Origin of the sequence: Roseospira marina (assembly GCF_014197855.1) — a bacterium.
Lineage (GTDB): Bacteria > Pseudomonadota > Alphaproteobacteria > Rhodospirillales > Rhodospirillaceae > Rhodospira > Rhodospira marina.
The window spans coordinates 43,562-56,926 of record NZ_JACIGJ010000007.1 but is presented as its reverse complement, the minus strand read 5'-3'; the positions used below and the strand labels follow the sequence as shown (position 1 = coordinate 56,926).

The following is a 13,365-nucleotide window of genomic DNA, read 5'->3' as shown; positions in this document are numbered from 1 at the left end:
GAGCGGTTTCTCCCGGGCGCGCGAACGGGCGTCAGGCGCTCCGCGCCCAGACCACCGACCACGGCGGCAGCGGCGCTCCCGAACGCAGCGCGGTCAACGCCCCGCTGGGCACAACGGCCAGGGCCGGCCCGGTGGGGGGCGCGCAGGCGGGAATCTCCGCCGGGTCCGGCCCCATATTCGCGACCAGCATCAGGTCGGGCCCGTGCGGATCCGGCCACGTCACGCACAGACCGCGCGGACCGAATCGCTCCGCCTTGGCCGGGCCCAACGTGGGGATCAGCGGCGTGACGGCGGTCCGCCGCGTCTCCAGCAGGCCGGTGATCCAGCGCAGGCGGGTGGCGTGCGGTTCCTCGGTGCGGCGGTCCCAGTCCAGCCGGCTGTTGGCATGGGTCTCGGTGGCGAAGGGGTCCGGGATGCGGGCGCACGCGCCCGGATCGGAAAAGCCCGGGAACCGGGCGAATTCGCCGCGCCGGCCTTCGCGCACCGGCTCGCGCAGGTCCTCGCCGAAATCGACATGGAACAGGAACGGCTGGGGGCTGCCCCATTCCTCGCCCATGAACAGCATCGGCGGTCGCGGCGCCAGCAGCAGCAGCGCCAGCGCGGCCACCACGGCGGCGTCGGGCGCCAGCGTGGTCAGGCGGTCGCCCATGGCCCGGTTGCCGATCTGGTCGTGGTTCTGGATGAAATCGACGAAAGCCGTCCTCGGCAGAGCGGCGCTTGGCGTGCCGCGTGTCGCGCCGTCGCGGTGCGCCGAGGGCGTGCCCTGGTAGTCGAAGCCCTCGGTCAGGCAGCGGGCCAGCCGGTCCATGGGATCATCGGCATAGTCCTCGTAGTACCCGTGCGCCTCGTCCGTCAGCAGATGGTGGAGGATATGGTGATAGTCGTCGTTCCACTGCGCGTCGTAGCGGTCGCCCGGCGCGCCGAGGAACCGGGCGGCGTTGTCGTCGTTTTCCAGCACGAGATGGATATGCCGGCCGCTGTCGGCGAAATGCGCCCGCACGCGTCGTGCGATCTCGTCCAGGATATGCTCCTTCGAGGGATCCTGGATGGCGTGGACCGCATCGAAGCGCAGCCCGTCGAAGCGGTATTCCTCCAGCCAGAACAGAGCGTTGTGCACGAAAAACTCGCGCACCGCCGGCCGGGTGAAGTCGATGGCCGCGCCCCAGGGCGTGTGCAGCTCCGCATCGAAGAACGAGGGTGCGTAGCAGTGCAGGTAGTTCCCTTCGGGCCCGAAGTGATTGTAGACCACATCCAGGAACACCATCAGGCCGCGCGCGTGCGCCGCGTCGATCAGGCGCTTCAGGTCCTCCGGTGTGCCGTAGGTCGCGTCGGGTGCGAACTGAAGCACGCCGTCGTAGCCCCAGTTCCAGCGGCCGGGGAAGTCCGCCACCGGCATCAACTCGACCGCCGTGATCCCCAACGCGGCGAGGGCGTCCAGACGCGCCTCGATACCGGCGAACGTGCCTTCGTGCGTGAAGGTGCCCGGGTGCAGCTCGTACAGCACCGTCTCGTGCCAGGGGCGGCCGCGCCACGCCTCCTCCCGCCACGCATAGGAGTCGGGATCGACCACCCGGCTGGGGCCATGCACATCGAACGGCTGATGGCGCGAGGCCGGGTCCGGCACCGCGAGCCCGTCCGGCAGGCGGTAGCGGTACAGGGTGTCCGGGCCGGCGTCCGGAACCTCCAGCATCCACCAGCCATCGCCGATGGCGACCATGGTCTGACGGTCGGTGACCGCGAGGCCATGCGCGGCCTCGCCGGTCACGATCTCCAAGGCGACCGTTTCGACATCGGGGGCCCACAGGCGGAACCGGACCCCGCCCTCCGGCAAGACCTCGGCCCCGAAGGGCATGGTGTGGCGGGTGTCCGCCGCGTCATACGTCATGGATCGTTCACCTTCGTACACGGCTGTCGGGGCGCGCACGGCTGTCGGGAGCGAGGGGGTGAGCGGGCGCCCGCCTGCGGCCCGGTTGCGGTCGGGGGGGAGGGTGCCGTCAGAAGCGCGGCCGGGCCAGCGGGTTGCCGTAGCCTTGACCGCCGGCCGCCTCGCGCTCCTTGGGCGAGACCTCCTGGCGGGACAGGATGAGGGTCGAGCGGGCCGCGACGAACACCCGGCCCTTCTTCGAGGCGGAGGCCTTCTTCTGCCCCACCGTGCGGGCGCCGGCGGCGTTATGGCGCGGGCTGCCGGCCAGGGTGTCGGCCTCCACATGCCAGCGTTCACCCGCCGGCAGCGGCGGGTTGCGGCAGGTCATGTCCAGGTGGGAGGCGTTCAGCCACACCAGGAAGGTCTGGTCCGGCTCCGGCTCGCCGCTCTCCGTCAAGTGGGTCAGGCCCGCCTCGCCGGACAGCAGCATGCCAAGGGTCTTGGCGGTCCCGTTGTGCCAGTCGTCCTCGGTCATTTCCGTGCCGTCCGGACGCAGCCACGTGACATCCTTGACCGCCGTGCCGGGAATGACCGCGCCCTGGAAGAAACGCGAGCGGTGGAACACGAGGTGCTCGCGCCGCAGCTTGATAAGCGCCTGGGTGAAGGCCAGAAGGTCGCGTCCGGCGGCATCGATGCCCGGCCAGTCGATCCAGCTCAGGTCGGTGTCCTGGCAATAGGCGTTGTTGTTGCCCTTCTGCGTGCGGCCGAACTCGTCGCCGGCCACGAGCATGGGCACGCCCTGCGAGATCAGCAGGGTGAGCAGAAAGTTGCGGCGCTGGCGCCGGCGCAGGGCCAGGATCCCGGGGTCGTTGGTTGGCCCCTCCGCTCCGTGGTTCCAAGAATGATTGTCGGAATGGCCGTCACGGTTGTCTTCGCCGTTGGCCTCGTTGTGCTTGTCGTTGTAGCTGACGAGGTCGTTGAGCGTGAAGCCATCGTGCGCGGTGATGAAATTGACGCTGGCCCAGGGTTTGCGACCCTGGTGGTTGAACACATCGGCCGAGCCGGAGATACGCGAGGCCAACTCCGGCAACTGGCCGTCGTCGCCCTTCCAGAACTTGCGCACGGTATCGCGGTACTTGTCGTTCCACTCGGCCCAGCCGGGCGGGAAGCCGCCCACCTGATAGCCGCCCATGCCGGTGTCCCAGGGTTCGGCGATCATCTTCTTGCGCGACAGCACCGGGTCCTGCGCGACGGCATCCAGGAAGCCGGCGTGCTGGTCATAGGCGCCGTTCACCCGCGCCAGTGTGGTGGCGAGGTCGAAGCGGAAGCCGTCGACGTTCATTTCCTCCGCCCAGTAGCGCAGGGAGTCCGTGACCATGCGCAGCACATTGCGGTGGCGCAGCTCCAGGGCGTTGCCGGTGCCGGTGAAATCGTTGTAGTAGCGGGGATTGTCCCCCATCAGATGGTAATAGCTTGCGTTGTCGATGCCCCGGAACGACAGCGTCGGGCCCATGTGGTTGCCCTCGGCCGTGTGGTTGTAGACCACGTCCAGCAGCACCTCGATGCCGGCATCGTGCATCACCTGCACGAAGATCTTGAACTCGTTCAGCCCGCCCTTGCCCAGGTACTCCGGATGCAGGGCGAAGAAGCCGATGGTGTTGTAGCCCCAGTAGTTCCGCACACCCCGGTCGATCAGGTGCCGGTCGTGCAAAAAGGCATGCACCGGCAGCAGTTCCACCGCCGTGACGCCCAGGGTGCGCAGGTACTCCACCACCGGCGCCTCGGCCAGGCCGGCGAAGGTGCCGCGCAGGGACACCGGCACCTCCGGATGGCGCATGGTAAAGCCGCGCGCGTGCATTTCGTAGATGATGGTGTCGTGCCACGGGCGCTGCGTGAAGGGCTCGGCCCCCCACGTGAACGCGGTGTCCACCACCTGACACTTGGGCATGTAGGCCGCGCTGTCGGTGGTCGAGAACGACAGGTCGCCGTCGGGATCGCCCACCACATAACCGAACAGGGCATCATGCCACGTCACCTGCCCGGCCAGCGCCTTGGCGTAGGGATCGAGCAGCAGCTTGTTCGGATTGAACCGGTGCCCGGCGTCGGGCGCGTAAGGGCCGTGCACGCGAAAGCCGTACAACTGACCGATGCGCACATCCGGCAGATAGCCGTGCCAAACCTCGTGGGTGTGCTCGGGCAGCGGGACGCGGGCGATTTCCCGCGTGCCCGAGTCGTCGAACAGGCACAGGTCCACGCCCGTTGCCGTGGCCGAGAACAGGGCGAAGTTGGTTCCGGAACCGTCCCACGTGGCCCCGAGGTTGTGTGGCGTTCCCGGCCAGACCCGGAAACGCCCGCTGCCTTGGGTGGCGCGAGGAACGAAGGGAGCCGAAAGTGTAGTCAAGCGTGGAGCCTCCGCGACAGGACGAGCAAGGCCGCCGTCTCCAGACGGAGGATCAGCCTCGCACGAGTTGCCCCCTCCCGGCCAGACAAACCTGGATAGCTCTCCGACCCACCCACTCGGGAACCCGGACGCCGCCGCTCGACCGTCAGGCCACCACCCCGCCGTCAATCAGCGCGGTTTGTTCCGCCTCCGTCAGGCCCAGTTCATCCAGGATCGCGGCCGTGTCGCGCCCGATTCCGGGCGGCGGGCGGCGGTAGGACGGCGGCGTCTTGGACAGCCGCAGCGGGTTGGCGATCAGCGTCAGGGGCGTGTCGCTGTCCGGCCGGGCCATGTCCACCGTCATGCCGCGCGCCTGCACATGCGGGTCGGCGAACACGTCCGGGATGCTGTTCACCGGACCGCTCGGCACACCCACGGCCTCCAGGTCCGCCAGCCACGCGTCGCGCGGTCGGGTGGCGATCAGTGGCCGCAGGATCGCGGTCAGGGCCTCGCGGTGCGCGATGCGATCGGCGTTGGTGACGAAGCGCGGATCCGTCGCCAGATCGGGCCGCCCCGCGACCGCGCAGAAGCGGCGGAACTGGCCGTCATTCCCGACCGCCAGAATCAGGTGGCCGTCGGCGGCGGGGAAGGTGTCGTAGGGCACGATGTTGGGATGGGCGTTGCCGTGGCGCTTCGGCGCCTCGCCCGAGACCAGCCAGTTCTGCGCCTGATAGGTCAGCCAGGCGATCTGGCTGTCGAGCAGGTTGGCGTCGATGTGTTGGCCCTCGCCGGTCGCGGTGCGATGGTGCAGTGCGGCCAGGATGGCGACAGCGGCATACATCCCCGTCATCTGGTCGGCGTTGGCGTTGCCCACCTTGACCGGGTCGCCGTCGGGGGGGCCGGTCAGGCTCATCATGCCGCCCATGCCCTGGGCGAGGTAGTCATAGCCGGCGCGCGGTGCGTAGGGGCCGGTCTGGCCGAATCCGGTGATGGAGCAATAAATCAGTCCCGGGCACGCTTCTTTCAGGTCGTCGTAGGCCAGCCCGTACTTCGCCAGCCCGCCGACCTTGAAGTTTTCCACCAGAATGTCGGACTGCGCCGCCAGTTGCCGGATCAGCGCCTGCCCCTGCGGCCGGGTGATGTCCACCGCCAGCGAGCGCTTGTTGCGGTTGATGGAGGCGTAATAGGCGCTCTCCCGTGTCGGTTGGCCGTCGCGGTCGGTCAGGAAGGGCGGGCCCCAGGCGCGTGTGTCGTCGCCGGTGCCGGGCCGCTCCACCTTCAGGATGTCCGCGCCCAGGTCGCCGAGGAGCTGGGTGCAGAACGGTCCCGCCAAGACCCGGCTGAGGTCCAGCACGCGCAGACCGGCCAGAGGGCCGGCCAGGGGGCCTGTCGGTGGGGCGGTGGGCGCCTCGAGTGGGCTTTGGGGGGCGGACTCGGTTGGGCGGTCGGTTAGGCTCATGGGCGAACGCGGCTCCGGCAACGGATCGGCAACACGGATACGGGCGGTCACGCTACCCCTGGCGCGTCCTCGCCGGAACCCCCGGTGCGTCGCATGGGGGATATCGACCGGGCCACGGGAGCGACCCACCCCATACCCCGCCACCGCTTCGCCCCATTCCCGTGGTGCGCTGTCGGCATCCTGGTGTTCTCCGCGCGGTCCCGCCTTGTTTGGACCCGAACAGTCCCCCTATACAGGGGCCACGCTCTGGCTCTCGACCGGCGGCCCGCGCCACCGCGCCGTTCCATCGCCGAACCCGAAAGGAGGTCCTCCGTGACCCGACCGATGCTGTCCCGCCGCCGCCTGTTCGCCGCCCTGCCCGGCTCGGCCGCCCTGCTGGTCACCGCCGGGATGCTGCTGACGCCCGCCACCGCCGCCCTGGCCCAGTCCGAGACCGCGGCCCCCGAACCCGCGGCGGACGCAACGGCGTCGGGGTACACGGAGCATTACCTCGGCGACCCGAACGCCCCGGTGGAGATCCTGGAGTTCTCCTCGTTCACCTGCTCGCACTGTGCCGCGTTCCACACGGATCACCTGCCGGTCCTCAAGGAACGCTACATCGACACCGGCAAGGCGAAGCTGCGCATCGTCGACTTTCCGCTCGACAACATCGCGGGCGCGGTGTCGCTCATCACCCGCTGCGCGCCGGATTCGATGTACCAGAAGCTGGTGGAGATCTTCTTCAGCGACCAGTCGGCCTGGATGACCCGCAATCCGCGCGAAGCTATTACCGGCATTGCCCGCCTGGGCGGCATGTCGAAGGACGACGTCGACGCCTGCCTGGAGAACGAAGCGCTGTACACCGAGATTCGCAACCGTCAGGCCGCCGCCGACGAGAAATGGGACATCTCCGGCACGCCGACCTTCGTCATCAACGGCAAGAAGCACGAGGGCAGCTATTCCGCCGAGGCCATGTCGGAGGCGATCGAGGCCGCCCTGGCCGAGGCCGGCGGCTGATCGGCCAGCCGTCCCTCCGCGCCGCTCCCTATTTCCATGGTCCAGTTCACCCGCCTGCGCCTGACCGGGTTCAAGTCGTTCGTTGATCCGACCGAACTCGTCATCGAGTCCGGGCTGACCGGGGTCGTCGGCCCCAACGGCTGCGGCAAGTCGAATCTGGTCGAGGCGCTGCGCTGGGTCATGGGCGAGACCTCGGCCAAGCAGATGCGCGGCGGGGAGATGGATGACGTCATCTTCGGTGGCACCAGCCAGCGGCCGGCGCGCAACATCGCCGAGGTGACGATCGACCTGGACAACAGCGATGGGTCCGCGACGGCGTTCCGCCAGTTCCCGGACCTGGAGGTGACCCGCCGGATCGAGCGCGGGTCCGGTTCCGCCTACCGCGTGAACGGCAAGGAGGCGCGGGCGCGCGACGTCCAGCTTCTGTTCGCCGACGCGGCCACCGGGGCGCGCTCCACCGCCATGGTGTCGCAGGGGCGGGTCGGGGCCATCATTGCGGCCAAACCGGCGCAGCGCCGCGCCCTGCTGGAGGAAGCCGCCGGCATCTCCGGCCTGCACACCCGCCGGCACGAGGCCGAACTGCGGCTCAAGGGTGCGGAGTCCAACCTGGAGCGCCTGGACGACGTGCTGTCGGCGCTCGACGGGCAGGCTCGCAATCTGCGCAAGCAGGCCCGGCAGGCGGCCCAGTATCGTGAGATCTCGGAGGCCATCCGCCATGCCGAGGCGGTGGTCCTGCGCCGCCGCTGGCTGGCGGCGATTCGCGGCCTCGACCGGGCGCGCACCGCCCTGCGCGAAAGTGAACGGCAGGTGGGCGAGGCCACGGCGGCCGCGACGGCCGCGAGCACCGCCCACGAGGCGGCGGCGGAGGCTCTGGACCCGCTGCGCGAGCGGGCGACGGAGACGGCGGCGGCGGTGCAACGCCTCGTCGTCGAGCGTGAGCGCCTGGAGGCGGAGGCCCGCCGCGTGGACGCAGCCCTCACCGACAACCGCACCCGCCTGGAGCAGACCGACCGCGACCGCGCCCGGGAGCAGACCCGCGCAGCGGACGCGGAGACGGCGCTCGCCCGCCTGACCCAGGAGCAGACCGCGCTGCACGAGGCCGCCGCCGGAGAGGACGCCGCACGGGAGGCCAGCGCCGCGCGCCTGAAGGTGGTGAACGCCGATGTGAACGCACGCGAATCGGAGGCTACCCGGGCGACCCAGGCGCTGGCGGAGGCGGACGCCCAGCGCGCCGCGCTCGACCGGCGCCTGGCGGAAACCACCCAGCGCGCCGAACGGCTGGCGCGGCGGCGCGACGACCTGACCCGGGAGGTGGAGACCGCGCGGGCGCGGGCGCTCGATCCGGCGGACTTGGAACGGGCGGCGGAGGCCGTGACCGCCGTCGAGACCACCCAGGCCGAGGCCACCGCCCGCCGCGAACAGGCGGAGGCGGCGCGGATTGAGGCCCGGGGGGCGTTCGACGCTGCGCGGGAGGCCGCCCAGGGTGTCGCGGCGGAGCGCGCCAGCTTGCGCGCCGAGGTCCAGGCCCTGGAACAGATGCTGACGCGGGAGGCCCCGCCCGCCGGCAACGCGCCCCCGGTGCTGGAGGCGCTGTCCGTCGCGCCGGGCTACGAGACCGCGCTGGGGGCGGCGCTGGGGGACGACCTGACGGCGGCGCTCGATCCCGCCGCGCCCGCGTTCTGGGCCGCTCTCCCCCTGGGGGACGCGGCACCGCTGCCCTCCGGCGTGGGGGCGCTGGCCGATCATGTTCAGGGGCCGCCCGCCGTGGCGCGCGCGCTGGCGTCCATAGGCGTGGTGCGGGACCGGGCGACCGGCGACGCGCTGCGCCACGATCTGCGGCCCGGCCAGCGGCTGGTGACGGCGGACGGCGACCTGTGGCGCTGGGATGGTTTGACGTTACGCGCCGGGGCCGGTGCGGGCGCGGCGGCCGGCGCCCAGGCGGCGGCGCGGCTGCGTACCCGCAACCGGCTGGCGGAGCTGACCGAAGCCCTGACGGCGGCGGAGGCCCGCGTGGCCGAGGCGGAGACCACGGTGCAGACGGCGCGCGACGCGCTCACCCGCGCGGAGGAGGGCGAACGGGCCGCCCGCGCGGCGGTGAAGGCCGCCGACGGCGCGCTGTCTCAGGCCCGCGCCGCGCAGGAGGCGATGCGGCGCAAGGCGGCGGAGGCGGAGACCCGGCTGGCCTCGGTCAAGGCGACGCTCGATCAGGTCACGGCGGACGGGGCCGAGGCCACCACCCAGGCCGAGGCCGCCCGCGTCGAACGGGCCGATCTGGGCGACGGCACCGAGGCCCGGGCCGCGCTGGAGACGCTGCGCGCCGACCTGACGGCAGCGCGCACGGCGCTGGTGGAGGCCCGCGCCGAGCATGACCGCCGTCTGCGCGAGATTGGCGAGCGCGAGCGCCGCACGGCGGCGGTGGCGGATGAACTGGCGTCCTGGACCGCGCGGCGCGATCAGGGCCGGGCGACCCTGGCCGATCTGGACACCCGGCGGGCGGAGATCGCGGCCGCCCTGGCGGAGCTGGAACCGGCGCCGGAGCGCCTGCGCGCCGATCAGACCGCGCTCGCCGACGCGATCCGAACGGCGGAGACCGACCGGGCGGCGGCGGCGGACGCGCTGGCGGCGGCGGAAACCCGCGCGCGCGAGACCGACGGCGCCCGCAAGGCCGCCGACACGGCGCTGGCCCAGGCGCGCGAAACCCGCGTGCGCCGGGAGTCGGAGGTGGAGCAGGGGCAGGCCACCTGCCGCACCGTGGCGGCGGAGGTGGCTGACCGGCTGGACTGCACGCCGGAGGCACTGCCCGAGACCGCCGGCCTTGCCCCCGACGATGCGCTGCCCGCGCTGACGGACGCCGAGGCCGATTTGACCCGGTTGGCGCGGCAGCGCGACGGCATCGGCCCGGTCAACCTGCGGGCGGAGGCGGAACTGGCCGAACTCGACGAGAAGGTGGCCGGCCTGCGCCACGAGCGCGAGGACCTGACCGGCGCCATCGCCCGCCTGCGTCAGGCCATTGCGGAGATCAACCGGGAGGGCCGCCAGCGGCTGGTGGAGTCCTTCACCGCCGTGAACGAGCACTTCCGCACCCTGTTCACCGGCCTGTTCGGTGGCGGTCAGGCTTATCTGGAGATGATCGAAAGCGCCGATCCGCTGGAGGCCGGGCTGGAGATCATGGCCAGCCCGCCCGGCAAGCGGCTGCAAATCCTCTCCCTGCTGTCGGGTGGGGAGCAGGCGTTGACCGCGCTGGCGCTGCTGTTCGCGGTGTTCCTGACCAACCCGGCGCCGATCTGCGTGCTGGACGAGGTGGACGCGCCACTCGACGACGCCAACGTGGACCGGATGTGCTCGTTGCTGGAGGAGTTGACCAAGACCACCGCGACCCGCTTCCTGCTGGTCACCCACCACCGCATGAGCATGGCGCGCATGGACCGCCTGTTCGGCGTGACCATGATGGAACGCGGCGTGTCCAAGTTGGTCTCGGTGGATTTGCGCGAGGCGGAGATCCTGACCGACCAGCCGGCCCAGGGTGTGCTGGTGTAGGGGGCGTGCTGGTGTTTTGCGGAGGCGCCCGCTCCCGTGCCCTATCCGCCGCGGTGGTAGGGGTGACCGGCCTGGATCGACCACGCGCGATAGAGTTGCTCGGCCAACATCGGGCGCACCAGCATATGCGGCCACGTCATGGCGCCCAGCGAGAGGGTGACGTCGGCGCGCGCCAGCACGTCCGGGGCATGCCCGTCCGCGCCACCCACCAGAAAGGCCACGGCGCGCGTACCCGCGTCGCGTTGCCGGGTCATGTGCTCGGCGAGGTCCTCGCTCGACCAGCGCCGACCGCCGCCGTCGAGCGCGACGACATGGGCGCCGTCCGGCACCTGATCCAACAGCAGCCGCCCCTCCCGCGTCATGCGGTCGGGGCCGGGCAACGGCCGGCGTTCCTCCACCTCGCGCAGAGTCAGGCTCCAGCCGCCGCGCAGCCGTCCGGCATAGGCGTCGAACAATGCGGCCTCCGGACCACCCCGGGCACGCCCGACGGCGATCAGGAGACACTGCACGGCGGAACGCCCCTTTTTTGCTTAGCGCGCGGCGGCCATCATCAACGGCGGCGGCGGGGGCGGCATGTGGCCGGCCATCGGCGCGGCGGCGGCCCGGGGGGCCCCCCACATCTTTTCCAGATTGTAGAAGGCGCGAACCTCCGGCCGGAACAGATGCACCACCACGTCACCGGCATCGATCAGCACCCAGTCGCACTGGGGCACGCCCTCCACGGCCGGTCGCAGTCCCTGGTCCTTCAGGGCCTCGACGAGATAGTCGGCCAGCGCGCTTACATGGCGCGCCGACTGGCCGGAGGCGATGACCATGGCATCGGCAAAGTCGGTTTTGCCCGCCAGATCGATACGCACCAGTTCCTCGGCCTTGTGATCGGCGAGGCTGGCTTCGACCGTCTCAAGCACGCTGTCCACGCGTGTCGGGTCGAACGTTGGGGTAGTTATGGCTCGGTCCTTTCCTGCCAGATCGCCCCGACGTGCGGGGCCGTGCCGGGTCAGACGGATCCCGCCTGGCCCGCCCGTATGGCCGTGGCCGAGGCCGCGTGCCGCCGGATGGGGAGAAACACCCAGGCCGGGGCTCCGGTGCCCGCCAGCGTCGCCGCCGATCGGGTCGGACGACGGCACGGGGCGTAGCGACGCGCGGTTCGGGACCATAAGGTCACACAAGAATACTGCGGACGATCGAAAACCGCAACCGGAACGATCTCCATCAGCGCGGTCCAGCCCCGCCAGCGATGGAACTGCGCCAGATTGTCGGCCCCCATCAGCCACACGAACTGGACGCGCGGGAAGCGGCGGGTCAACGCGCGGACGGTGTCGATGGTGTAGCGGGTGCCAAGGCGGTCCTCGATCCCGGTCGGCACCATGCGCGGGTGGCGGGCCATCCGGTTCGCCTGCGCCATCCGCTCCGCCAGGGGGGCCATGGGATGCCCGGCCTTCAGCGGATTGCCGGGCGAGACCAGCCACCAGACCTGATCGAGATCCAGCCGCCGCAGGGCCTCCAGCCCGATATGCCGGTGTCCCGCGTGGGCAGGGTTGAACGATCCGCCCAGCAGGCCGATCCGGACGCGGCGGCGGTCGCCGAAGGGCGGAGGAGACAGAAGGCAGGACATGACCCGGGCGGCGCGATCAGCGGAACGACGGCGGCGATCCAAGCACGGCCGCGCGCCGGCAGGCAAGGGGTGACGCTCCCCCGCCTTGACGGAGTCGGCCGGGGCTGCTTGTCTTTCACGCGGGCATGCAGGGCCCGGACGGACGCAGGAGACACCCCCCGATGGCGACGGATGCGGCGGACGAGACGATCAGCTTCGACGACTTCCTGGCGGTCGACATCCGCGTCGGCCGGGTGCTGGAGGCCCAGCCTCTGGAGGGCGCCCGCAAGCCCGCCATCCGCATGCGGGTCGACTTCGGCCCGGAGATCGGCGAGCGCAAGACCTCCGCCCAGGTGACGGACCACTACACCCCGGAGGACCTGGTGGGCCGGCAGGTCATCGCCGTGGTGAACTTCCCGCCCAAGCAGATCGGCCGGTTCATGAGCCAGTGCCTTGTCCTCGGCCTGCCCGACGCGGACGGCAAGGTCGTGCTGCTGAGCCCCGATCAGCCGGTGCCGCTGGGCGGGCGCATGCACTGACGCGCCGCCCCGCCGATTCCCTGGTCTGCGGCGTCCTATTGATCGGCGATTGACCGGACTCGTCCGCTCAATCGCCTCCGCCGCTTCGCGGCGCCGGTGCCGTCGCACCGGCCCATCACCGCATGACGTCTGTTCATGCGGTGATGGGTATCAGAGTCTCGGGTTCAGCAGCCGGACGCTGAGGGAGGCCAGCCCGCCCACCATGGCGTCGAGGGTGTCCCCCGGCCCACAGGCGCCGACGCCGGACGGCGTGCCGGTGAAGATCAGGTCCCCCGGACGCAATTCCACGAAGGTCGACAGGTGGTGGATGATCTCCCCCACCGACCAGATCATCTGCGACAGATCGCCGTCCTGACGCACCGCGCCGTTGACGCTCAGCCGGATCGGCCCCCGGGTCGGTGGCTCGCTCAGGCTGTCCGCCGGCGACAGCACGCCCACGGGCGCGCCCAGGTCGAAGCCCTTGGCCATGTCCCACGGCTCGCCGGCCTTCTTCGCCTTGGCCTGAAGGTCGCGGCGGGTCAGGTCGATGCCGACGCCGTAGCCGAACACGCAGGAGTCTGCCTGGGCCACGGAAATGCCCAGGCCGCCGCGCTTGAGCGCCACCACAAGCTCGACCTCGTGATGCAGATCGCTGGTCGCCGGCGGGTAGGGCAGGTCGCCGCCCTCGGGCAGCACCGCGTCCGCCGGCTTGGAGAAGAACACGGGCGGATGGCGCGCCGGGTCGACGCCCATTTCGCGCGCGTGTTCCGCGTAGTTGCGGCCGACACAGAACACCCGGCGCACCGGGAAACGCCCGACCTCACCGGCCACGGGCAGGCTGACGAGCGGGCTGGGTGGAATAACGAAGGTCGACATCGGCGACACGGCTCCCCTGAACGTTCCCTCGAAACGGTTCCCCTCGTACGGATCCCCTTTGCAGGGCCCCCATACGGGTCCCGTTGATACCGATCGGCGATTGACCGGACGTGTCCGCTTAATCGCCTCCGCTCCCGGGTC

Annotated in this window: 10 protein-coding genes; 3 read left to right on the top strand and 7 right to left on the bottom strand. The window is 71.0% G+C overall.

From position 1 onward, the window contains the following. Window positions 1-31: 31 nt before the first annotated feature. From treZ to GGD82_RS10855, 3 genes are all read right to left on the bottom strand, one after another. The gene (gene treZ, locus GGD82_RS10865) at window positions 32-1,885 is read right to left on the bottom strand and encodes a malto-oligosyltrehalose trehalohydrolase (RefSeq protein WP_246163763.1); all 1,854 of its coding nucleotides are present in this window, start codon (window positions 1,883-1,885) and stop codon (window positions 32-34) included. Window positions 1,886-1,994: 109 nt separating this feature from the next. After that, a complete protein-coding gene (glgX, locus tag GGD82_RS10860; protein ID WP_150061690.1) occupies window positions 1,995-4,265 on the bottom strand; it encodes a glycogen debranching protein GlgX in 2,271 nt (756 codons plus the stop codon). Between the two features lie 145 nt (window positions 4,266-4,410). After that, entirely contained in the window at window positions 4,411-5,625 is a 1,215-nt protein-coding gene (locus GGD82_RS10855; protein ID WP_211364729.1) for a CaiB/BaiF CoA transferase family protein, read from the bottom strand. 390 nt (window positions 5,626-6,015) lie between these two features. On the opposite strand from GGD82_RS10855, the gene GGD82_RS10850 reads away from it, so the two are divergent. Both GGD82_RS10850 and smc read left to right on the top strand, forming a co-directional pair. Further along, the gene (locus GGD82_RS10850; RefSeq protein ID WP_170284200.1) at window positions 6,016-6,699 is read left to right on the top strand and encodes a thioredoxin domain-containing protein; all 684 of its coding nucleotides are present in this window, start codon (window positions 6,016-6,018) and stop codon (window positions 6,697-6,699) included. A 36-nt stretch (window positions 6,700-6,735) separates the two neighbouring features. Then, window positions 6,736-10,236, top strand: a complete 3,501-nt coding sequence (gene smc / locus GGD82_RS10845) for a chromosome segregation protein SMC (protein ID WP_150061687.1) — start codon at window positions 6,736-6,738, stop codon at window positions 10,234-10,236. Between the two features lie 41 nt (window positions 10,237-10,277). Here the strand turns inward: smc and rlmH are convergent, their stop codons facing one another. The 3 genes from rlmH to GGD82_RS10830 all read right to left on the bottom strand — a co-directional run bounded on the left by rlmH (window position 10,278) and on the right by GGD82_RS10830 (window position 11,851). Beyond that, window positions 10,278-10,745: a 23S rRNA (pseudouridine(1915)-N(3))-methyltransferase RlmH gene (gene rlmH, locus GGD82_RS10840; RefSeq protein ID WP_150061686.1), complete on the bottom strand. Its 468-nt coding sequence runs from the start codon at window positions 10,743-10,745 to the stop codon at window positions 10,278-10,280. Between the two features lie 21 nt (window positions 10,746-10,766). Beyond that, window positions 10,767-11,153 (bottom strand): ribosome silencing factor, encoded by a 387-nt coding sequence (gene rsfS, locus GGD82_RS10835; RefSeq protein WP_375782125.1) that lies wholly within the window; start codon window positions 11,151-11,153, stop codon window positions 10,767-10,769. An 80-nt stretch (window positions 11,154-11,233) separates the two neighbouring features. Beyond that, the gene (locus GGD82_RS10830; protein WP_150061684.1) at window positions 11,234-11,851 is read right to left on the bottom strand and encodes a nicotinate-nucleotide adenylyltransferase; all 618 of its coding nucleotides are present in this window, start codon (window positions 11,849-11,851) and stop codon (window positions 11,234-11,236) included. Between the two features lie 161 nt (window positions 11,852-12,012). Between GGD82_RS10830 and GGD82_RS10825 the strand changes: the two genes are divergently transcribed. Next, window positions 12,013-12,369, top strand: coding sequence for a tRNA-binding protein (locus GGD82_RS10825; RefSeq protein WP_150061683.1), 357 nt, complete (start codon window positions 12,013-12,015; stop codon window positions 12,367-12,369). Window positions 12,370-12,519: 150 nt separating this feature from the next. On the opposite strand, the gene GGD82_RS10820 is transcribed toward GGD82_RS10825, so the two are convergent. Continuing rightward, window positions 12,520-13,224, bottom strand: a complete 705-nt coding sequence (locus tag GGD82_RS10820) for a fumarylacetoacetate hydrolase family protein (RefSeq protein WP_150061682.1) — start codon at window positions 13,222-13,224, stop codon at window positions 12,520-12,522. Between the last annotated feature and the right edge of the window lie 141 nt (window positions 13,225-13,365).